The following is a 21,970-nucleotide window of genomic DNA, read 5'->3' as shown; positions in this document are numbered from 1 at the left end:
TCCCCCTTATTTACTTGCAGCACTAGTTAACTTCTTCGCCTTTTCAACAACTTCATCAATATTTCCGACCTGACGGAAAGCATCCTCAGGTAAATCATCGTACTTACCTTCAAGAATTTCTTTGAAACCTTTTACTGTTTCTTCAACAGGAACATAAGAACCTGGTTGACCAGTAAACTGTTCCGCAACTGAGAAGTTTTGTGATAGGAAGAATTGGATTCGACGAGCACGAGCGACAATCGTTTTTTCTTCGTCAGATAATTCATCCATTCCTAAAATAGAAATGATATCTTGCAACTCACGATAGCGTTGCAACACATGCTGAACATCTGTTGCCACTTTGTAATGTTCCTCACCAACGACAGATGGATCCAACGCACTTGAAGTAGAAGCCAACGGATCAACAGCGGGATAAATTCCTTGTTGCGTTAAGCTACGTTCCAAGTTAGTTGTGGCATCCAAATGGGCGAAGGTTGTGGCAGGGGCGGGATCAGTATAATCATCGGCAGGCACATAAACGGCCTGAATCGAAGTAATTGATCCCTTCTTGGTTGAAGTAATTCGTTCCTGCAACTGACCCATTTCAGTAGCCAGTGTTGGTTGATAACCAACGGCAGAAGGAATACGACCAAGCAATGCGGATACTTCAGAACCGGCTTGTGTGAACCGGAAAATGTTATCGATAAATAATAACACATCTTGTCCTTCAACATCACGGAAATATTCCGCCAATGTTAAACCAGTCAAAGCAACCCGCATACGCGCACCAGGCGGCTCGTTCATCTGACCATACACCATGGCGGTCTTTTCAAGAACACCCGATGCCTTCATTTCAAAATACAAGTCATTTCCTTCACGAGTTCGTTCACCAACACCCGTAAATACAGAAATACCATTGTGTTCTTGTGCAATATTATGAATTAATTCCTGAATTAAAACAGTTTTACCAACACCGGCACCACCGAATAGTCCAACCTTACCACCACGGATATACGGAGCCAGCAAATCAATAACTTTGATTCCTGTTTCCAAAATTTCCATACTAGGGTTTAGGTCATCATACTTAGGTGGATCCCGATGAATAGGATTACGTTTTACTTCGGGTCCAAATTTTTCACCATTATCAATTGTTTCTCCAAGGACGTTGAAAACCCGACCTAATGTTTTATCACCAACTGGAACTGTGATTGAAGAACCAGTATCTTCAACTTCCAATCCACGTTGTAAACCATCAGTACCATCCATAGCAATTGTTCGCACAACGCCGTCTCCAAGTTCAAGAGCGACTTCAGCAACCAAAATACTGCCGTCTGGTTTCTTGACGTTTAAAGCATTATTAATATCAGGTAAATTACCATCCAGAGGAAATTCAACATCAACAACAGGTCCGATAACTTGGACAACTTTACCAGTACTCATTATTAGTTAATTCCTCCCATCTAAATTTATTCTTGTGCAGCCTGACCACCGGTAATTTCGGTGATTTCAGTGGTAATCGCACTTTGTCGTGCACGGTTATATTGCAATTGAAGCGATGAAATTAAATCTTTAGCATTGTCAGAAGCAGTTTGCATAGCTGTCGAACTTGAAGCATGCTCAGCAGTCTTAGCATCCAGAATCGCACCATAAACAAGGCTTTCTGCATACTGAGGTAAAATAGCCTGTAATAACACAGCCTCTGAAGGCTCTGTCTCATATTCTGGCATTAATTCTTTTTTACCCTGCTCTTTTTTCTCATCTTGACTTTTCACTAAAGCATCACTAATTGGCAACATTTTAATTGAATGAAATCTATTTGTTAAGCGATTTACAAAATGGTTGTAGCAAACATAAAGCTCATCAAAAACTTGATTAGAGTACATTGACGTTGCAGTTTGAACGATTTCCCGTACTTCGTTAAAAGTAGGAACATCACTCACACCACGAAATTCATAAGCCACGTTCATATCGCGTGCTTTATAAAAGTCTGCGCCAGTGCCGCCGACAGCTAAAATAACACTATCTTCGGCTGAATGACCTGTGGATTGAATGAAATCCTCAGTTTGTTTGAGGACCGAGCTATTATAGCTACCAACTAAACCACGATCAGACGTAATAACCAAGAACCCAACTTTTTTGACTGGTCGTTGTTTGAGCAAATCTGTTGCTGAAATTGTACTTTCAGTAGTGTCATCGCTTTTTTCACTTCCAGCTGCATTTTCACTAATTAAATGTGATTTTGCAAGGTGAGCCACAATACTTTCAACTTTTTCAGCATAAACGCGATACCCAAAAGTATGTTTTTGAATTTGATTCAGTTTTGCGGTCGAAACCATTTGCATCGCAGTGGTAATTTGACTGGTCTTCTTAGTGGAGTCAATTCGTCTGAGAACGTCTTGTTCTGAAGCTGCCATTTTTTCTCACCACTTTCTGTCAATTAAAGCATTGTTTTATTTAGAAGCACTTGCGTCTTCTACTTTTGTTGGTTGAAATTGATCTGCAAATTCTTGAATTGCAGCATCCATTTTGTCAGTATCTGGTAAATCGCCCGTTTTGCGGATAACATCTAACAAATCGTCGTGTGAACCATCGATATATTCGATTAGTTCATCTTGGAAACGTAAAATATCATCAATAGCAATTTTATCTAAGAAACCATGAGTCAACGCATACAAAATTAAAACTTGATGCTCAACAGCAAGTGGTTTGTGCAATGGTTGTTTCAAAACTTCAACAGTTCGACTTCCACGTGCTAACTTCGCCTTAGTGGCATCATCCAAATCAGAACCAAATTGTGCAAATGATTCCAATTCACGATAAGATGCTAAGTCCAAACGCAATGTTCCGGCTACCCGTTTCATAGCTTTGATCTGCGCATCTCCACCAACACGGGATACAGAAGAACCCGCATCAATCGCAGGACGAGTACCAGAATAGAATAGGTCACTATCCAAGAAAATTTGACCATCAGTAATTGAAATAACATTGGTTGGAATATAAGCGGCAATATCTCCCGCTTTGGTTTCAACGAATGGCAAAGCCGTCATTGAACCTGCACCAAGTTTGTCATTCAATTTTGCTGCTCGTTCTAGTAAACGTGAATGCGTATAGAAGATATCACCAGGGTAAGCTTCACGACCAGGCGGACGTCTCAAAATCAAGGAAAGTTCACGATAAGCATCAGCTTGTTTTGAAAGATCATCATACACGATCAAAACATGCTTACCATTGAACATAAATTCCTCACCCATTGCTGCGCCGGCATATGGTGCCAAGTAAAGCATTGGGGCTGGTTCTGATGGGCCGGCACTCAAAACAATTGTGTAGTCCATTGCGCCAAACTTTTCGAGCGTATCAACCTGGGTACGCACAGTTGATTCCTTTTGACCAATTGCAACATAGATACAGATAATATTTTGATTCTTTTGATTCAAAATTGTATCAATTGCTAAAGATGTTTTACCTGTTTTACGGTCACCAATGATTAACTCACGTTGACCACGACCAATTGGAACCAACGAATCAATCGCTTTAATCCCTGTTTGAAGGGGTTCACTAACTGATTGTCGTTCCATAACGCCAGGAGCTTTACGTTCAACTGGACGTGTATGATCTGTTTTAATTTCGCCTTTACCATCGATTGGTTGACCAAGTGTATTGACAACCCGTCCGATTAAGGCTTCTCCAACTGGAACTTCCATGATTCGTCCAGTTCTCTTAACTGTGTCACCTTCACGAATATCATCATAGTTACCAAGAATAACAATTCCGACATCGTTTGATTCAAGGTTTTGAACCATTCCGTAAACACCGTTAGAGAATTCTAGAAGTTCACCAGCAAGAGCATTATCTAAGCCATGAGCACGGGCGATACCATCACCGACATATGTAACGGTACCTGTTTCTTCGACATTAAGCTCGTCTTGATAGCCTTCTAATTGTTGTTTAATTAGAGCACTGATTTCCTCAGATTTAATGCTCATAAAAGTTTCACCTCTTTACAAAATCTCATTTAAGTAACATTTGCTTGATCTTAGCCATTTTAGAACTAATACTGCCATCATAAACTAAACCATTTGATTTCAACACAGCCCCACCAATAATACTTGGATCAAGCCGGCTATTTATGATCACTTTTTGTGCTCCGATTCTTTTAGCAAATCCATCTGCTAATCGTTTCTTTTGATCCGAATCGATTTCAACCGCAGTCGACAATTCCGCATAAGTAATGTGGTTGTAAGCATTGTAAAGAACAGTAAACTGATCCACAATGTCCACCATATTACTTATCCGACCATAATCATAAACCATTTGAATCAAGTTTTTGACGTAAACAGTCGCATCCTTCTTTAGATCCACAATAATTGTTGATTTTTGCTCATCAGTTAAACGAACATCATCTAAAATTTGGTCTAAATCCGAAACTTCACTAAAAACTTGCTTAATCTGTTGTAAATCCTCATAAACTGGTTCAAGTTGGTTCTTTTCAACAGCTAAATCAAAAAGGGCTTTTGAATATCGTTTGGCAATTGTCATCTTATCTAGACTCATTTTGCTTCCCCAACCCTTCAATGTAAGAATCAATTAACTGTTTTTGATCCTGCGCGTTCAATTCTTTTTGAATGATCTTAGAAGCAATTTCAATAGATAAACTAGCCACATCATTCTGAGCACCCTTCAGTGCATCTTTTCGCTCTTGTTCAATGTCCTTTTGAGCATTTTGCTTGAGTGTTTGTGCTTCTTGTTGGGCACTTGCAACGATTTGTTCACGCAGTTTTGTCCCATTATCCTTCGCGTTGCTTACAATCGTGGAGGCTTCGGCATGAGAATTCTTCAACGCTTCTTCTCGTTGTTCAGCTAACTTTTCGGCATCTGTGCGTGATTTCTTTGCAGAATCGATATCGTTAGAAATTCGATCTGCCCGTTCCTTCATCATCTTAGTAACTGGTCCCCATGCGACAACTTTAATTACCCACATGAGAATAACAAAGACGATGGCATAGAGCAACATATCACCAAGATACAGCGAATTTGAAGCACCCAACATTAAATGTGAGAGCATCTATTGACACCTCCTTCTACCCTATTATTTGTTTGCTTGTGTGACAATAAACTACTTGTTCATGACTAACAATGCCACAACGAAAGCGATAATAGGCATAGCTTCAACAAGACCAACACCAATAAACATAGTTGTTCTTAATTGACCAGATAATTCTGGTTGGCGTGCCATTCCTTCAAGTGTTTTTGAAATAACAAGGGCATCACCGATACCACCACTGATAGCGGCTCCGAACATAATAATTCCTGCTGCAATAGCTCCCATAGTTTTAAATCCTCCTAAAATATTAATTATTCCTCAGTCTGAATCTGTTGAGAAATGTAAACTGAAGTCAAAGTGACGAAAACATACGCTTGAATACTACCTAAGAATAATGAAAATCCTTGCCAAATAAATGCAATTGGTACGGCAACAATTGTCATACCAACACCACCAGAAAAGGCCATTTCTCCGATAAATTTCAGCAACATTTCTCCTGAAAAGATAACCCCGTAAATACGTAAACCTAACGTAAGGAAGTCAATCAATTCGGTAAAAACACTAATTGGTAGCCAGAACTTAAACGGCGTCAAATATGATTCCTTAAAGTACTTTTTGAATCCGAGCTTTTTGACTCCAGAAAAATGTGCCAACATCAACGTCATCAACGAGAATGTCAGCGTCACAATTGGATCTGAAGTTGGACTCCGCACATACGTTACACCATTCCAACCAATCTGTAGGAATAACCCAAGTTGGTTAGATACAAAAATGAATAAGAACAAAGTAAATGCATATAAACCAAAGTTCGGTGCATCACCATTTGTCACTGAGCCTCGAACAATATTATTCGTAAAATCAATTAACCACTCTAAAACATTTTGTTTTCCAGTTGGTTTTAATTTTAGATTTCTTGAAAACGCGAAAACTATTACAACTACGATAATTGCCGCAAGCAATCCTGAAATAATATTGGTCGTATTAAAAGTAAGCCCCAAAAATTGGAAAGTAGAAACAGAGTCTCCACTCACAGAAGATCACCTCTTTTCATAGCCTTAGTGAATTATTGAAGATTTGCAGGTCAACTACCCTAAAACGTCAACAATTATATAAAAATAGAGCGTAATGCCTATTCAAAATACAAATGAAATAATACCACCAATTTGGGAAAAACACAAAAAAAAGGAGGATATTTTTCACTTTTAAAAAGGAGTCATCATGCCCGTGAAATCAACATTTTCAATAAAGCGCTTACCGTTTAGGTAGTCCTAAACAGTTCTCCTTCACTTTTTAAAAATAATCGGAGATATTAAAAAAGAAGCAAAAAAATCGACATCCGTTTTATAAAAACAACATGCCCATTTTTTGCTCTTCTTTTGAAAAACTATTTAGCTAAACCTACAAGTTACTTTGTACCAAACAAACGATCGCCAGCATCCCCTAGTCCAGGAACAATATAGCCATCTTCATTCAATGATTCATCCAAAGCTGCTGTATAGATATCAACATCAGGATGAGCTTCTTGTAAGGCTTTTACACCCTCTGGAGCTGCTACCAAACACACTAATCGCAGATCTTTTGCGCCGCGCTTTTTCAAAGCATCCATTGCCATAATTGCTGAACCACCAGTTGCTAACATTGGATCGACAACAAAAATTTGTCGTTCGCTAATATCACTTGGTAATTTAACAAAATATTCAACTGGCTTTAAAGTCTTTTCATCTCGGTACATACCGATATGACCAACCTTAGCTGCAGGAATTAATTCAAGCATTCCATCAACCATACCTAATCCAGCCCGAAGAATCGGAACGATAGCTACTTTTTTACCCGAAAGTGTTTTTTTGGTTGTCCAACCAATTGGCGTCTCAACTTTAACATCCTCTAATGGCATATCGCGTGAAACTTCGTAAGCCATGAGCTCAGAGATTTCATTAACAACTTCTCTAAATACCTTTGTACCACAATTCTTATCTCTAATAATTGTTAATTTGTGCTGAATCAACGGATGGTCAAGAACTTGGAACTTACCCATAAATCACACTCTCCCTTCAATATCTCTATCAATTGTAGCTAACTTGACGCAAAAAAACTAGGGGTAATTCAATTAATTTACATCAATTGGATGTTTTGCTGTTAATGCAAAGACTTGTTGTTTTAAATCAGCTAATTTTTCAACAGAATTATGATTTTCTAGTGCTGATAAAATAATTTTAGCAACTTGTTCACAATCATCTTCACTGAATCCACGAGTCGTAATTGCTGGTGTTCCAATTCTTAACCCACTCGTTTTAAACGGACTTCGCTTTTCATTTGGAATTGCTTCCTTATTAGTTGTAATAAAAATGGAATCCAATAAATCTTGCACTTCTTGACCATTTAATTCGGTTTTTGTTAAATCAAGAGTCAGCAAATGATTGTCAGTTCCACCCGAAACTACGCGCACCAAATCGGATTCGTTAAAGGTTTCTGCCATCTTATTGGCATTATCCTTGACCTGTTGCATGTACGTTTTGAATTCTGGTTGTAAATCCTCGCCAAAGGCAACTGCTTTAGCGGCGATAACGTGCTCTAATGGGCCGCCCTGCGTCATTGGAAAGACGGCAGAATTAATTTTTTTGGCATACTTTTCTTGGGATAAAATCATTCCTCCACGAGGGCCTCGTAACGTTTTATGCGTGGTGGTCGTGACCACGTCCGCAATGCCCACTGGTGATGGGTGCAAGCCAGTTGCCACCAGTCCGGCAATATGTGCCATATCAACCATTAAATAGGCACCAACTTCATCAGCAATTTCTCTAAACGCTTGCCAATCAATAATACGACTATACGCTGAAGCGCCCGCCACAATAATCTGTGGTTTTTCGGCAATTGCAATCTTGCGAATGTCTTCGTAGTTCAGTCGTTCTGTTTTTAAATCAATACCATAACTAGCTGATTTATAAAACTTTCCACTAAAACTAACTTTCGCACCGTGAGTCAAATGACCACCAGCGTTTAAGTCCATACCCAGAATTTTGTCTCCCGGTTTGATAAATGCGGCATACGCTGCCGCATTGGCCTGCGAACCAGAGTGCGGCTGCACATTTGCATATTCAGCGCCGAATAATTTTTTGGCTCGATCAATTGCTAATTGCTCTACTTGGTCGATATATTGGCAACCGCCATAGTAACGTTTTCCCGGATAACCTTCTGCGTACTTATTGGTCAAAACAGTCCCCTGTGCTTCACGAACTGCTTTCGATACAATATTTTCAGATGCAATTAATTCAATATTATGCTGTTGGCGATTTTGCTCACCCGCAATTGCATCCCATAGTTCAGGGTCTTCTTTTTTGTAATCCATTAAAACGCCTCCTATTTATTAGGTGTTTGAAAGTATTGTTGTCCTGCCGATTTTCCTAGACGATTCATGTAGGCCTCGCCTAGCCCTATTCTATCAAATTCTTGAGCCAAAATATACGTCACCGAACTTTCTAAATCAAAATGCCGTAATCCAGCAAATAAATTGTGACTAGCTGAATGGACATCTTCACCTAATGAAAACCATTCTGCATTTGTTGGAATGAGATTCTCTTTTTTTACCTGTTCGGTAGTCATTACCCCAACCGGACTATTTTGCTGGGCTGCCCAGTTCATGGCGGCTGGCCACTGGTCATCAGCCACAATCAAAACTTGTGCGTTGGGCGCATAATGTTTATATTTCATCCCTGGAGCTTTAGGAACTTCATTTTTACCGACCTTATGATGATCAGATTGAACAGTACCGATAACTTTAGCTAACTGCGCTTCACTAACCGCGCCAGGTCTTAAAATACTTGGCACCTCACCAGACATATCAATAACGGTTGATTCCACCCCAATTTGGGTTGGTCCATCATCCAGAATTCCCGCAATTTTGCCATGCAAATCATGATACACATGTTTAGCCTCTGTTGGACTAGGTTTTCCTGAAGTATTTGCAGAAGGCCCCACAATTGGCACACCAGCCTGACGAATTAAGTCGAGCGTTGCTTCGTTATGTGGGTTCCGGAAGGCCGCGGTTTCCAACCCGCCTGTCACACTCTTTGAGAGCGCATCTGGTTTGAGTTTCAAAATAATGGTCAACGGTCCTGGCCAAAATGTCTTCATTAATAAACGGGTTTTTTCAGACAAGGGTTGCGCATACTTTTCAACGGTCGTAATATCCGCCACATGAACAATAAGCGGGTTATCACTCGGTCGTCCTTTTGCCACATACACCTGTTTGACTGCTGCTTCATTCGTCGCATCAGCCCCCAAGCCATAAACGGTTTCAGTTGGAAAAGACACCAATTGCCCAGCCTGAATTTCTTTCGCTGCTTCCTTGATTGTATCTGCATGATATATTTTCGTTTCCAAATTATGACTTCCCTTCACCATCAAGCGTTACGCACATCATTCGATCATGACCTGTAACGTCTTTTTTAAAATTCACTTGATACTTATGATCCGCCGCTGTAAATAAATTCGCTAATTCTTCTTTTTGTTGGTATCCAAATTCGCAATATAAACGGCCATTCTCATTTAGATGATCGCTGACTTGTTGACTGAATTGTCGGTAAATGGCCAGTCCCTGTTCTTTTGCAAACAAAGCTTGATGCGGTTCGTATTGAATCACACTTTGATCCATAGCCTTTTTTTCTGACTCTGCAATATACGGCGGATTAGAGACAATGATGTCAAAACGTTTGTTACCAAAATTTTCAAACAAGTCACTTTGGATAAGTGGGATTTCCACCTTTTGTAAGGTTACATTTTTCTGAGCCACCTGTATGGCATCCGCTGAAATATCAGAACCCGTCACTTGCCAATTTGGTCGCTGTTTTTTTAGTGCAATTGCAATGGCTCCTGAACCGGTGCCGATATCCAAAATCGTATGCCTTGTTTCATCATTGTCATTTAATACCCATTCAACCAATTCTTCAGTTTCAAACCGGGGAATCAAGACGCGAGAATCCACAAATAAGTTATTTCCGTAAAAAGTAGCTTGCTGCGTCAGATACTGAACAGGAATTCCATCAGCATACTGGCGCACATTTTTTTGATAAGCAGTCCAAGTCGACGGCGTCATCACATTTCGATAATGTAAAACTAACTGTGTATTGTTCCAATGCATCATGTTGGCTAAGAGCAACTTTGCCCCACTTTCATCAATGCCAGCCTGAGTAGTGGGCTTGATATACAAAAAAGCCCATTTAAGGGCCTCTAAATAGGTGGGGTTACTCATTTCGAAGTTGCTCCATCTTCTTTGCTTGATCATCTAAAATCAAAGCATCAATTATTTCATCTAACTCACCGTTCATAATCCGATCCAGTTTGTTTAAACTCAACCCAATTCGGTGATCTGTGACCCGGTTTTGTGGATAGTTATAAGTTCGAATTCGTTCCGAACGATCACCCGTTCCGACCGCGCTCTTTCGTTCAGCATCATAAGCATCTTGTTCACGCGTTTGATAGTAATCGTAAACCCGCGCTTTCAAAATTTGCATCGCTTTAACTCGGTTTTGTTGCTGAGAACGTTCATCTTGCATGGCAACCACAATCCCAGTTGGTAAATGGGTCATTCGCACAGCTGATGAAGTTTTGTTAATATGCTGACCACCAGCACCAGATGACCGATAGACATCGGTTCGAATATCTTTTGGATCAATATCAATGTCAACATCTTCAGCTTCTGGCATAACACCCACTGTAGCAGTTGAAGTATGGACTCGACCCGCCGATTCTGTCACCGGCACCCGTTGGACACGATGAGCACCATTTTCATACTTGAGTTTGGAATAGACCCGATCACCGGAAATCATCAACACAATTTCTTTAAAGCCACCAACTTCAGTCGCGTTCTCGTCCACAATTTGAACTTTCCATCCTTGATTTTCAGCGTACCGTGAATACATGTTGAAAAGATCCGCCGCAAATAAACTAGCTTCATCCCCACCAGCAGCACCATGAATTTCCATAATGATATTTTTGTCATCATTAGGGTCCGTTGGTAACATCAGTACTTTAATTTGTTCTTCAATATCATCGCGTTGACTTCTCAAACTACTTAATTCAGATTTAACTAACTCATCCATTTCTGGATCTAGTTTTTCACGTTGCATTTCTTCATCATCAGCAATTTGAGCAATCACTTTTTTATACTCTCGGAACTTTGCGACTGTTTCGCGAATACTTGCTTCTTCCTTAGACAACTCAGTAAATTTCTGAGAATCAGAAATTACATCGGGATCCGCTAAAAGTTCATTTAACTCATCATAGCGATCCTCAACTGCCTGAAGTTTATCAATAAAATCATTCATTAACTATCTTTCCTCATTTCATCCAAAGGAGGGTTCACATAGTGACGTCGGCAAACTGGATAGTAGGCCTCGTTGCCACCGATCTGAACTTGTTCTCCTTCATATACTGGTTTGCCGTTTGCAAAACGTAAATTCATAATTGCTTTATGTTTGCAGAACCAACAAATGGTTTTCATCTCTTCGATTTTATCCGCATAAATTAATAAGTATTTTGAACCTTCAAATAATTCATTACGAAAATCATTTTTAAGCCCAAATGTCATTACAGGGATATTTAAATCATCAACGATTTTTGCAAGCTCAATAATGTGATGCTTCTTTAAAAATTGAGCCTCGTCAATTAATACGCAAGCCGCGTTTGGATTGAGCTCCAAAACGCGTTTATAAACATCGGTATCATCAAAAATTGGTTCCGCAGTGCGGTGCAAACCTATGCGGCTGGCAATTTCACCAACATTTTCTCGTGTATCAATTCCACTGGTCATCAAAACAACAGATTTATGTTGCTCTTCATAATTATGAGCAACCTTCAATATTTCAATCGATTTACCACTATTCATTGCGCCATAGTGAAAGAATAACTGTGCCAAGGTAGTTTCTCCCTTTGTATTTACTTCCTATTTAGTATAGCCGATAACCAGAAAAATTTCATCTTTGATCATAAGCCAGAATCACTTTGAAGGGTTCTTTTTCCGGATAACTTTCTTTTTTGCGCGCTAGGGCTTAAAATTAACATTTAGGATTTAGGGTAATACACCCTTTTAACAATTTGATGGAGGAGTCTTATGTCACTCAAAAGCTCACTTGCCATTACGACTGGAAAATCAGCCTATTGGTTTTTGCATAAATTTCGAAACGGAGGAAGCTCGCTTCCCGGAAAACTAACAACTAAAATTGATCCCGATATTTTAAAAGTGTTGGGACAAAATTACGACGTCATTGTGATTACCGGAACTAACGGTAAAACTTTAACAACGGCACTTACTGTAAAAGTTTTAAATCAAAAATTTGATCATGTTTTAACGAATCCAAGTGGCTCCAACATGGAACAAGGCATTGTGACCACATTTTTAACCGCTAAAAGATCTAAAAACGGCCGTCAAATTGCCGTTTTGGAGGTTGACGAAGCCAACGTCATTATGGTGACCAAGTATATCAAGCCCGTAGCGTTTGTGTTGACCAATATTTTCCGTGACCAGATGGATCGCTACGGTGAAATTTACACGACTTATAAAAAAATTCTAGATGGCATTGCTCTGGTACCTGAAGCAACGATCATTGCTAATGGCGACGCTTCTATTTTTAATTCAAAAGAACTGCCCAATCCCATTCAGTATTATGGATTCAACAATCAAAGTGACCACGACGTTACTGCTGATGTAAATACGGACGGCATTTTGTGCCCTGTGTGCCAGCATGTCTTGCACTATAACTTTATCGTTTACAGTAATTTAGGAAAATATTTCTGTCCTAATTGTGGCTTTAAACGCCCCGCATTGAAATACGAATTAACTAGTGTTGATCAATTGACCCCTGCAACTTCAGCATTTACTATCGATGGCACTTCGTTTAATTTACACATTGGTGGCCTTTACAACGTGTATAACGCACTAGCTGCGTATTCTGTTGGTAAATTCATGGGCGTCACAGATGATGAAATTGCCACCGCATTAAACGATCCAGACGAACGCGTTTTTGGGCGTCAAGAACAAATTCAGGTTGGCGACAAAGAAATTACCATCGTCTTGGTCAAAAATCCAGTTGGGTTAAACCAAGTGATCGACATGGTAGGCACTGAAACACAACCTTTTTCGTTAGTTGGGTTACTAAATGCCAATTATGCGGACGGAATTGACACAAGTTGGATTTGGGATGGCGAGTTTGAAAAGCTTCCTAAGATGAATATTAAACAATTCATGACAGGTGGCGAGCGGTACAAAGATATCACCTTCCGTTTGAAAGTGGCCGGTGTAACGGACGATAACTTATGGATTGAACCTAATCTTCATGATGCGGTCGACCGATTAAAAGATTTGCCAACAAAACGGGTTTATGTTTTTGCAACCTACACTGCTATGCTTCAATTACGCAAACAGCTAGCTGACGATGGCTATATTAAGGAGGGAATTTAATTGAAATATTCCTTAAACGTTGCTCACTTATACGGTAATCTCCTCAATACCTATGGTGATAATGGCAATTTACTAGCACTCAAATATTACGCCAAACAAATGGACACGGATCTAACCGTTAAAGTCATCAGTTTAGATGACGACTTTAAGGCAGCCAATTTTGATTTAGTCTTTTTCGGTGGCGGTCAAGATTACGAACAATTAATCGTTTCAAAAGACATTCCTTCAAAAAAAGAAGAACTAACCAAATATATCAACGATGGTGGACCAATGTTAGCTATCTGTGGCGGTTATCAGCTCCTTGGCCATTACTATATTGGTGCGGACGGCGAAAAGATTCCGGGTATTGGGGCTTTAGATCATTACACCCTTAGTCAGGATCACAACCGCTTCATTGGCAACATTTTAATTAAAAACAAACAGACGCAAGAAGAATATCATGGTTTTGAAAACCATAATGGCATGACCTTCTTGGGAAAAGGTGAAAAACCACTAGGTGTTGTTGAAAGTGGTCACGGAAATAATGGGAAAGACAAAACTGAAGGCGTCATTTACAAAAACGTCTATGGTTCTTATTTCCATGGCCCAATCTTGACGCGAAACGGATCTTTAGCAAAACACCTGTTAATCACTGCCCTTGAACGAAAATATCCAGATGCCGATTTAAGCCAACAAAAAGCCTTAAAAATTCCAGAAACTTTTTAAACAAAATAACGGTCAACCACGAATTCTTACAATTCATGGCTGGCCGTTATTTAGTTAGTTTTATGCTTCGCCCGGTTCGCTTGCAATGATCTGTAAGTCACCAGTTAAAGTCCACTCTTTAACCTGATATGGCAAGATAAAATGAACACCCTTCTTGATATCATAACTCTTTCCGTCAACTTCAATGTGACCTTCACCTTTTAAAACAGAAACCAATGTGTAAGGAGCGGCTCCTCGTTTAAACGTTGCGGTACCATTCTTTAGCAACCATTGATAAACAGAAAAATGTGGTGAAACCGGTGGCTTTACATAAGTTGTAACTTCTGCATCACCAACCGTTGTTTTTTCAACGTTGAGTTTTGGATCTTCATGAGGGACCGTTATCACGTCAATTGACTGTTTCAAATGTAGTTCACGCTTTTTGCCAGTCTTTTTATCCACACGATCAAAATCGTACAAACGATAAGTGGTATCACTACTCTGTTGGGTTTCAAGTACCATAATGCCCTTGCCTAACGCATGAATCATGCCACTTGGAACATAATAGAAATCGCCTGCTTTAACTGGAACCCGGCGGAATAATTTATCCCATTCGCCATGATTAATCCAGTCTGCTAATTCTTCATGATTCTTCGCATTATGCCCATAATACAATTCGGCACCAGGTTCTGCAGAAATGACGTACCAGCATTCTGTTTTGCCCAATTCATGTTCATGTTCTGCTGCATAGGCATCATTTGGATGAACTTGGACGGACAGATTATCGTTAGCATCCAAGATTTTAGTCAGTAAAGGAAAAACGTCACCCTTTGCATTGCCAAACGCTTCACGATGTTGTGCCCAAACCTGATCCAAAGTTAAGCCTTTGTATGGTCCATTAATCACTTCTGCCGGACCATGTGGATGAGCCGAAATTGCCCAACACTCACCAGTTTGATCACTAGGAATTTTATATCCAAATTCAGTTGCTAATTTATTGCCACCCCAGATTTTTTCATGAAATACTGGAGCCAAAAATAATGGTTCACTCAAAACGATCTCTCCTTTCGCTACTACAGAGAATAGTTTACCATAAAACCGAAGCGCTTTCAGTAATGTTTTGGAAATGTATATACAAATTTTCAATTGTGTCCATTTCCAATCAAGCTCACGGTTTAACTAACCTTTTACACTACCCTGTCCATCCTTCAAAAACGCCTCAATCACAGCCTGTCGGTAAGTAAAGTAAATTTGATTGTCAGCGGTAGGATGGACCCGATTAGAGAGAAAAACTAGCGCTTGTTGCCGAGTCGTATCAACTAATAACATGGTTCCTGTAAAACCACTATGCTTTAACACCCAATGATCCTCACCGTTATCAGTTTGCTTAATTAATCCCCAGCCAAAAGAACGGATTAAATCAGGATTAGCGGTTTGATTTTCAAATAACTGGTTTACCGTTTGCTTCTTCAAAACTGAAGGGTTAGTTTCCGGATGAAGGAGCCAGATAACATACTTTGTTAAATCACCCAGCGTTGAAAAAAGACCTGCCGATCCACAATGAGCACCTAAAATTTGCGCTTTAGGATCATGAACTGTGCCTCGAATCAAACCCGTTTTGGCTGTCCATTCTGTGGGCACACAAATTAACGGATCCGGCGCAAATGTAGAATGCGTTAATTTCAACGGCGTCAATACCCGCTCAGTAATCGCCACTTGGACAGGCGTATGCAAAACATGTTCAATAATCAACCCGAGAAAAATATAATTTAAGTCAGAATAAACCACCTTCTGATTAAAATCCGGCCCAATTTCAAGTGTAAATAACGCTTGTAATAGCTCTCTTGTGCTTAATTCATTGCGATGTGGAATATAACCCGTGATCCCAGAAGTGTGTGTCAATAAGTGCCGAATGGTAACGTGGGCGTCAAAGAAATTGGGCAGAATTTTGACCACTTGCTGATCATATGAAAGTTGCCCTTCTTCAACTAGTTGACTAATCAAAATTTCTGTGCCAACAATCTTAGTTAACGATGCCACATCGTAGGTCATCCCATCTTGCAGCTGAAAATGTTTCGGTTTAACTTCTGAATCCCCCATTACCTTTTTGATAACTTGTTCATGATCAATAATGGCATAGGAAATCCCAGGCACGATCCTTTGTGAAACTAATTTTTTAATTTGTTTTTCTGTATTTTGGTAGGGTTCGCTCATTTTTGAAATCTCCAGTCATTAATCTAAAAATACCATCATTCAATAATTGTCTCACTTTTAGACTGAGACGAACTACGAATAATGGTATTTTTATCTTTAAATTTAAGGTTTAAATAACTTCATTGCCAGAGAATTGGCTATTATACAAATCAGCGTAAAACCCATTTTGTTCCATCAAGCTATCATGGTTCCCAGTTTCAACGATTTGACCGTGGTTGACCACCACAATATTTTGTGCATTGCGAATCGTAGAAAGTCGATGAGCAACCACAAAACTAGTTCGGTTCTTCAACAATTTATTCATCGCATGTTGAATCAGAACTTCGGTCCGGGTATCAACAGAACTTGTCGCTTCATCCAAAATCAATACTTTGGGATCTGCCAAGAAGGCCCGGGCAATGGTTAACAACTGTCGTTGACCTTGCGAAATATTACTTGCAGATTCATTCAAAATTGTGTCATAACCTTGAGGAAGCTGACGAACAAAGGTATCTGCATGGGCTGCCTTAGCGGCTTCAACCATATCTTCATCTGTGGCATCTTCACGACCATACTTGATGTTCTCGCGGATGGTTCCGGTAAACAGCCAAGTATCCTGAAGCACCATTGCAAACTGTGAACGTAACTCTGCTCGACTTAAATTACGGGTATCAACCCCATCTAATTTAATGGAACCATCTTTAATATCATAAAAACGTTCAAGTAAGTTAATGATCGTGGTTTTCCCGGCACCAGTAGGACCAACAATTGCGACCATTTCACCAGAATTAACATTCAAATTGAAGTCTTGAATTAATGGTGTGTCTTCAACATAACGGAAGTCCACATGATCAAACATAACTTCTGCTGCTGGATTCTTCACATCTGGAATTTCTACATGTGTTTCTCCCATTTCAGGTTCATCTAAAACAGCGAAAACCCGCTCGGCAGAGGCAATCGTCATTTGAATTGTGTTCGTCAAGTTGGCAATTTGGGTAATCGGTTGTGAAAATTGCTGAGTATATTGAAGGAATGCCTGAACGTTACCTAAAGTAATTTGACCATGGGCAACTTCAATTCCACCCACAACAGCCACAAAGACATAACCCAAGTTTTTGATAAAGTTCATCAACGGCATAATCAAGCCTGATACAAATTGGGCTTTCCATGCATAACCTAAATACTTGTCATTTTCCTTTTTAAAATCTTGAATGGCTTTATCTTCATGATTAAAACTCTTAATGACTGTATGTCCCGAATACGTTTCTTCAATCTGATCATTCAATAAACCTAAATGTTTTTGTTGACCGGCAAAAAACTTCTGTGATTTTGGGGCAACAAACGCCACCACAATCAAGCTCAAAGGAACGGTCAACACAGCAATCAAAGTTAGTTTCCAACTAATAGTAAGCATCATGTATAAAACACCAACAAACTGCAAGACACTAATCACTAATTGCGTCAAACTTTGTTGTAAGGTTCCAGAAATATTATCCATATCATTGGACATCCGACTCATAACATCACCGTTTGAGTGCGTATCATAATAGGAAACTGGTACCCGTTGCATTTTTTCTTTGAAATCTTTTCGCATCTGGAACACGGCTCGTTGTGAAACCTGAGTCATGATGGCTTGTTGCGCGAAACTAAATAGAGCTGACAAACCATACAAAATTCCGACGGTCGTTAAAATATGCACAATTTTTGTGAAGTTAATTGGTAACGTATGAAGGCCGATACCGGCTTTCATTTGCGCAGAACCCTTCATTACCCCAGCGAAAATTTGGGTTGTCGCTTCACCTAAGATTTTAGGTGCTCTGATTTGTAAGATCACCGAAACCGCCGCTAAAATCAGTACCAGGACAACCAGCACCATCCAAGGAGAGAGATATCGTAATAACCGCCAAGTTGTTTTCCAAAAATGTTGTGGCTTTTCAGTAGGCATTCCCATACCCATGCCATGACCACTATGACCGCCAGTTCGTTGTGGTCGCTTTTCACTATTTTTAGCCATTCACTTGATCTCCCTTCTTGATTTGTGAGTCAATAATTTCCCGATAAGTCTCATTATTGGCCTTTAATTCTTGATGCGTACCTTGACCAACAAGCTTGCCATCATCGATAACTAAAATTAGATCGGCATCAGCAACAGTGGCAATTCGTTGCGCCACAATGACAACCACACTCTTTTGAACTTGTTCATCTTCACGTAAGGCATGCCGTAATTCAGCATCCGTTTTGAAATCTAGTGCAGAAAATGAATCATCAAAAACGTAAACTGGTGCTTGTTTGACCAAAGTTCGGGCAATGGTTAATCGTTGTTTTTGACCACCTGAAAAGTTGTCCCCACCTTGTTCTACCCAAGCGTCTAACCCATCTTCATCTTTATGAATAAATTCAGTTGCTTGCGCAATTTCCATTGCACGCCAAATTTGATCATCAGTTGCGTCCGGATTGCCAAATTTCATATTCTCACGAATTGTGCCCCGGAACAAAACTGATTTTTGTTGTGCAAGTGAAACCTGCGCATGCACGTCTTTTTGGCTCATGGTTTTTACATCAATTCCGTTTATCAAAACTTTTCCTTTTTCAGGATCAAAGAACCGGGGAATTAAGCTAATCAACGTTGACTTTCCTGAACCAGTTCCCCCAATAATGGCAACTGTCTGGCCAGCGTGGGCTTCAAAATTTGCACCATCAATAGCCAGTTTTTCAGCCCCTTTATAACGGAAATCGACATGATCAAATTTTAAAGAAGCTGTTTTTTCAGTCGCATCAACTGAAACTGGTTCAGCAGGATCTTTAACGCTGTTTTTCATTTCAATAACTTCATTGATTCGTTTTGCAGAAGCAGAAGCCCGAGGAATGAAAACAAAAACCATTGAAAGCATCATAAAACTCATCAAGATCTGAGCAGCATACGTCATAAAGGCAACCAAATTACCAACTTGCATCGTTTGGTTGGCAATCAATTTTGCACCATACCAGATGATTCCCATGTTGGTTCCACTCATGATTAAAGTCATAATTGGAAACATAAAAGAAACAATCGTGAAAACTTTAATCGCTGTTTGCGTGTAATCTTTGTTGGCCCCTCTAAAACGATCCTGTTCAAATTTATCCCGATTAAACGCCCGAATAACCCGCACACCGGTTAATCCTTCTCGGAAAACCAGGTTAATTCGGTCAATTTTTTTCTGCATTCCTTGAAAGAGTGGGACTGCAAAAAACATAATGATCCCAACAAAAACTGCCAAAACTGGCAAGGAAACCAAAAAGACAACCGTTAATTCTGGTTGTTTGCTATAAGCCATAAAACCAGCGCCAATCAACATAATTGGTGATTGCAGCATCATCCGTAAAATCATAACCATCACATTTTGGATTTGGATCACGTCATTAGTAGTTCGAGTAATTAATGATGCATCCCCGAATTGTTCAAATTCATGATTAGACAAAAAAGAAACCTTTTTGAAAAGTGCATCACGGATTTTACTCCCCATGCGTTGAGATTGCGTAGCAGCAAAATACACATTTACGCCTGACGCCAGCACGCCAAGTAAAGAAATTGCCAACATTTTGTATCCTGAATTCCAGATATACGAAATATCACTTTTGGCAACTCCGTTATTAATGATGTCTGATGTAATATTTGGTAACCATAAATCACACATCACCTGTACGATTAAGAATAAGGTACCAATACCAACTGCCCACCAGGCTAAGTATCGTCGTGATAATTTAAACATTTAACCAAGCTCCTTTTTTGATTTTAGTGCGCCGTTTGCAATCCAGTTCAATGTCATTGAAAATTCTGCTTTGATATCCTCAAGACTTTCTGGTGAATTTGTCTTTTGAGAGTGAAAGTAATGCCCAATTGTATGTACCAACACCATAAAAATAAGCCTTTGTAATGCCTTTAAATCTGCATCACTAGTAACCTTCAAACTGGTTCGATCAACGGAGCGGCTAATTTCATCCTCCGTATCCCGCATTGCTTTGAAAAATGGATAATTGGCCCGATCTTTACCAAACCGGTTAGAGTTCTGTGCATGTTGAAAATTGGTTGCCACATCGTTTTTAAAAATATCAGCGTTAGGTCCTTCAACAACCTCTTCAACCGCATAATCAAAGAAATGAGTCATTGAAACAAACAGATCACCCTTAGTTTCTTTGATTAAGCTCAATAAATGCTGTTCCATATTATTCACTAATGTACCCAGATAATAGAAATACAAATCTTCCTTATCTTCAAAGTACTGATAGAAGCTACCGCGTGGAATTTGGGCATCGGCAACAATGGCACTGACCGATACTTCAGGTAACGGTGCACGTGAAAATTCATGTTGCGCGGCCCGCATCAATCGAGCCCTTTTGGCTTCATTTAAATTAAAAAATGTGGCTTTTGGCATTTCTTCCTCCTCAAAATGACACACTGTCATAATTGATGATTATACGCTTAATCTATGCATTTGCAAGACGAATTTATTGACTCGATTTTTCACTTTTTTGTCATTTCTTTGTCAAAAACCTAACCTTTTCAATCACAAAATTAAAAAACACCACTAAAAAATACTTAGTAGCGTCTTTCTGTATAAAAAACAAAATTCTATAAATAAATTTACTTAACGGTTACTTGCTCAGTTGACTCAATCCTTCCTTCAACAATGTGTAACTGCGTGTCCGCAAGTTTTTTCATATCTTCAGCCACGTGCGTTGCAACCACAATAAGTTTTCCTTCATCTCTCAGTTTGCGTAACAACTTAATACATTTACTAACACTCTCCGTATCTAGGCCGTTTGTTGGTTCATCTAAAAGAATAATTTTTTGATCTTCAAAAACTGCTTGTGCAATATTTAATTTTTGCCTCATTCCTAGTGAAAAATCTTTCACAATTGGTTTGTGAATGTTCTCTTCTAAACCAACTGCCTTTAAAGCATTCTCAATATCTTCATCGTTTGCGACATGCTGAATTTTACCTAAAATTTTCAAATTTTCAAAGGCTGAATATTGAGGTAATAAACTCATATTTTCGATAAGAATACCCGTTTCTGGTGAAAAGTCAACGTCTTTATGCAGAATTTTATCATTCACCAATACCTCACCACTAGTTGCATGAATGAAACCAGCCATCGCTCTTAATAACATTGTTTTACCTGACCCATTAATTCCGTATAGTCCGTATATTGATCCCCCGTTAAAAGTATAGTTAACGTCAGTTAATACAGAACGTTTTTTTTAAGTTTTAGAAAAATGACGTAATTCAATTTTCATTTTAATCCCTCCGTAACCAATCAATTTGCCTTAGCCGCCAATAAATTAATCCTTCAATCAACACAAAAAAAATCAGTAATATTACATACCACATTAGTAAATCCACATGAAGTATACTTAATCGTTGTTGACATATAAATTGTGGCCAGACCAGTGTCTGAAAAATTATTGAGCCGCCATTCACAAACAGACTCTTGCCAACCATTAAAGAAAGACCTGCATAAACAAGTATAAGAAAATATCCCACTCGATCTGAAAAATATAGATTTAATAAGAATTGAGTTAACATATATAAGTTACAGATTAAAAAGCTGGTCAGTAACATTGATAAAAGTGAAAAAGA

General features: G+C 39.3%; 21 protein-coding genes and 1 pseudogene. 2 read left to right on the top strand and 20 right to left on the bottom strand.

Translation table 11 applies throughout. The features are described 5' to 3' along the window. Positions 1-6 precede the first annotated feature (6 nt). The 13 genes from atpD to PPA04_RS04385 form a co-directional block, all read right to left on the bottom strand. The gene (gene atpD, locus PPA04_RS04445; protein WP_057783826.1) at positions 7-1,419 is read right to left on the bottom strand and encodes a F0F1 ATP synthase subunit beta; all 1,413 of its coding nucleotides are present in this window, start codon (positions 1,417-1,419) and stop codon (positions 7-9) included. Between the two features lie 26 nt (positions 1,420-1,445). Further along, the gene (locus PPA04_RS04440) at positions 1,446-2,393 is read right to left on the bottom strand and encodes a F0F1 ATP synthase subunit gamma (protein ID WP_057783791.1); all 948 of its coding nucleotides are present in this window, start codon (positions 2,391-2,393) and stop codon (positions 1,446-1,448) included. Between the two features lie 36 nt (positions 2,394-2,429). After that, on the bottom strand, positions 2,430-3,962 hold the full coding sequence (atpA, locus tag PPA04_RS04435) for a F0F1 ATP synthase subunit alpha (RefSeq protein WP_057783789.1): 1,533 nt from the start codon (positions 3,960-3,962) through the stop codon (positions 2,430-2,432). A 25-nt stretch (positions 3,963-3,987) separates the two neighbouring features. After that, entirely contained in the window at positions 3,988-4,530 is a 543-nt protein-coding gene (atpH, locus tag PPA04_RS04430) for an ATP synthase F1 subunit delta (protein ID WP_057783787.1), read from the bottom strand. Then, complete coding sequence (gene atpF, locus PPA04_RS04425; RefSeq protein WP_057783785.1) at positions 4,517-5,041, bottom strand: F0F1 ATP synthase subunit B; 525 nt, start codon at positions 5,039-5,041, stop codon at positions 4,517-4,519. Before atpF ends, atpH begins: the two co-directional genes overlap by 14 nt. A gap of 51 nt (positions 5,042-5,092) precedes the next feature. Beyond that, positions 5,093-5,305 (bottom strand): F0F1 ATP synthase subunit C, encoded by a 213-nt coding sequence (gene atpE, locus PPA04_RS04420; protein WP_057783782.1) that lies wholly within the window; start codon positions 5,303-5,305, stop codon positions 5,093-5,095. A gap of 26 nt (positions 5,306-5,331) precedes the next feature. After that, a complete protein-coding gene (gene atpB / locus PPA04_RS04415; RefSeq protein WP_057783780.1) occupies positions 5,332-6,051 on the bottom strand; it encodes a F0F1 ATP synthase subunit A in 720 nt (239 codons plus the stop codon). 374 nt (positions 6,052-6,425) lie between these two features. After that, entirely contained in the window at positions 6,426-7,055 is a 630-nt protein-coding gene (upp, locus tag PPA04_RS04410) for a uracil phosphoribosyltransferase (protein WP_057783779.1), read from the bottom strand. A gap of 72 nt (positions 7,056-7,127) precedes the next feature. Further along, on the bottom strand, positions 7,128-8,366 hold the full coding sequence (gene glyA / locus PPA04_RS04405) for a serine hydroxymethyltransferase (protein WP_057783777.1): 1,239 nt from the start codon (positions 8,364-8,366) through the stop codon (positions 7,128-7,130). An 11-nt stretch (positions 8,367-8,377) separates the two neighbouring features. Further along, positions 8,378-9,400 (bottom strand): L-threonylcarbamoyladenylate synthase, encoded by a 1,023-nt coding sequence (locus tag PPA04_RS04400; protein ID WP_057783776.1) that lies wholly within the window; start codon positions 9,398-9,400, stop codon positions 8,378-8,380. Position 9,401: 1 nt separating this feature from the next. Then, entirely contained in the window at positions 9,402-10,268 is an 867-nt protein-coding gene (gene prmC, locus PPA04_RS04395) for a peptide chain release factor N(5)-glutamine methyltransferase (protein WP_057783774.1), read from the bottom strand. Then, positions 10,261-11,343: a peptide chain release factor 1 gene (gene prfA / locus PPA04_RS04390; protein WP_057783772.1), complete on the bottom strand. Its 1,083-nt coding sequence runs from the start codon at positions 11,341-11,343 to the stop codon at positions 10,261-10,263. Before prfA ends, prmC begins: the two co-directional genes overlap by 8 nt. Next, positions 11,343-11,933, bottom strand: coding sequence for a thymidine kinase (locus PPA04_RS04385; RefSeq protein ID WP_057783770.1), 591 nt, complete (start codon positions 11,931-11,933; stop codon positions 11,343-11,345). The genes prfA and PPA04_RS04385 overlap by 1 nt, the downstream gene beginning before the upstream one ends. A gap of 195 nt (positions 11,934-12,128) precedes the next feature. Between PPA04_RS04385 and PPA04_RS04380 the strand changes: the two genes are divergently transcribed. Continuing rightward, the gene (locus PPA04_RS04380; protein WP_057783768.1) at positions 12,129-13,475 is read left to right on the top strand and encodes a Mur ligase family protein; all 1,347 of its coding nucleotides are present in this window, start codon (positions 12,129-12,131) and stop codon (positions 13,473-13,475) included. After that, the gene (locus PPA04_RS04375; protein WP_057783766.1) at positions 13,476-14,180 is read left to right on the top strand and encodes a type 1 glutamine amidotransferase; all 705 of its coding nucleotides are present in this window, start codon (positions 13,476-13,478) and stop codon (positions 14,178-14,180) included. Between the two features lie 60 nt (positions 14,181-14,240). Here the strand turns inward: PPA04_RS04375 and manA are convergent, their stop codons facing one another. From manA to PPA04_RS09645, 7 genes and pseudogenes are all read right to left on the bottom strand, one after another. After that, positions 14,241-15,212 (bottom strand): mannose-6-phosphate isomerase, class I, encoded by a 972-nt coding sequence (gene manA, locus PPA04_RS04370; RefSeq protein ID WP_057783764.1) that lies wholly within the window; start codon positions 15,210-15,212, stop codon positions 14,241-14,243. 126 nt (positions 15,213-15,338) lie between these two features. Beyond that, positions 15,339-16,373 (bottom strand): serine hydrolase domain-containing protein, encoded by a 1,035-nt coding sequence (locus tag PPA04_RS04365; RefSeq protein WP_057783762.1) that lies wholly within the window; start codon positions 16,371-16,373, stop codon positions 15,339-15,341. Positions 16,374-16,482: 109 nt separating this feature from the next. Continuing rightward, positions 16,483-18,366 (bottom strand): ABC transporter ATP-binding protein, encoded by a 1,884-nt coding sequence (locus PPA04_RS04360; protein WP_057783760.1) that lies wholly within the window; start codon positions 18,364-18,366, stop codon positions 16,483-16,485. Then, positions 18,359-20,101, bottom strand: coding sequence for an ABC transporter ATP-binding protein (locus PPA04_RS04355; RefSeq protein WP_057783758.1), 1,743 nt, complete (start codon positions 20,099-20,101; stop codon positions 18,359-18,361). The genes PPA04_RS04360 and PPA04_RS04355 overlap by 8 nt, the downstream gene beginning before the upstream one ends. Beyond that, a complete protein-coding gene (locus PPA04_RS04350) occupies positions 20,102-20,764 on the bottom strand; it encodes a TetR/AcrR family transcriptional regulator (RefSeq protein ID WP_057783756.1) in 663 nt (220 codons plus the stop codon). Positions 20,765-20,973: 209 nt separating this feature from the next. Beyond that, positions 20,974-21,564: pseudogene (locus PPA04_RS04345) on the bottom strand (ATP-binding cassette domain-containing protein); the annotation flags it as partial. A gap of 64 nt (positions 21,565-21,628) precedes the next feature. Next, positions 21,629-21,970, bottom strand: a 342-nt coding sequence (locus PPA04_RS09645; RefSeq protein WP_222591702.1) for a hypothetical protein, incomplete at its 5' end; no start/stop codon positions are given.

Source organism: Pediococcus parvulus (assembly GCF_007990205.1).
In the GTDB taxonomy this organism is placed as follows: domain Bacteria; phylum Bacillota; class Bacilli; order Lactobacillales; family Lactobacillaceae; genus Pediococcus; species Pediococcus parvulus.
This window is presented reverse-complemented; position numbering and strand designations above follow the sequence as displayed.

Coding starts and splice junctions, on each gene's coding strand:
- atpA (WP_057783789.1), bottom strand. CDS start 3,962: ATGAGCATTAAATCTGAGGAAATCAGTGCTCTAATTAAACAACAATTA.
- PPA04_RS04360 (WP_057783760.1), bottom strand. CDS start 18,366: ATGGCTAAAAATAGTGAAAAGCGACCACAACGAACTGGCGGTCATAGT.
- prfA (WP_057783772.1), bottom strand. CDS start 11,343: ATGAATGATTTTATTGATAAACTTCAGGCAGTTGAGGATCGCTATGAT.
- atpD (WP_057783826.1), bottom strand. CDS start 1,419: ATGAGTACTGGTAAAGTTGTCCAAGTTATCGGACCTGTTGTTGATGTT.
- PPA04_RS04350 (WP_057783756.1), bottom strand. CDS start 20,764: ATGCCAAAAGCCACATTTTTTAATTTAAATGAAGCCAAAAGGGCTCGA.
- PPA04_RS04355 (WP_057783758.1), bottom strand. CDS start 20,101: ATGTTTAAATTATCACGACGATACTTAGCCTGGTGGGCAGTTGGTATT.
- atpF (WP_057783785.1), bottom strand. CDS start 5,041: ATGCTCTCACATTTAATGTTGGGTGCTTCAAATTCGCTGTATCTTGGT.
- atpH (WP_057783787.1), bottom strand. CDS start 4,530: ATGAGTCTAGATAAGATGACAATTGCCAAACGATATTCAAAAGCCCTT.
- glyA (WP_057783777.1), bottom strand. CDS start 8,366: ATGGATTACAAAAAAGAAGACCCTGAACTATGGGATGCAATTGCGGGT.
- PPA04_RS04365 (WP_057783762.1), bottom strand. CDS start 16,373: ATGAGCGAACCCTACCAAAATACAGAAAAACAAATTAAAAAATTAGTT.
- PPA04_RS04380 (WP_057783768.1), top strand. CDS start 12,129: ATGTCACTCAAAAGCTCACTTGCCATTACGACTGGAAAATCAGCCTAT.
- atpE (WP_057783782.1), bottom strand. CDS start 5,305: ATGGGAGCTATTGCAGCAGGAATTATTATGTTCGGAGCCGCTATCAGT.
- upp (WP_057783779.1), bottom strand. CDS start 7,055: ATGGGTAAGTTCCAAGTTCTTGACCATCCGTTGATTCAGCACAAATTA.
- PPA04_RS04440 (WP_057783791.1), bottom strand. CDS start 2,393: ATGGCAGCTTCAGAACAAGACGTTCTCAGACGAATTGACTCCACTAAG.
- prmC (WP_057783774.1), bottom strand. CDS start 10,268: ATGAGTAACCCCACCTATTTAGAGGCCCTTAAATGGGCTTTTTTGTAT.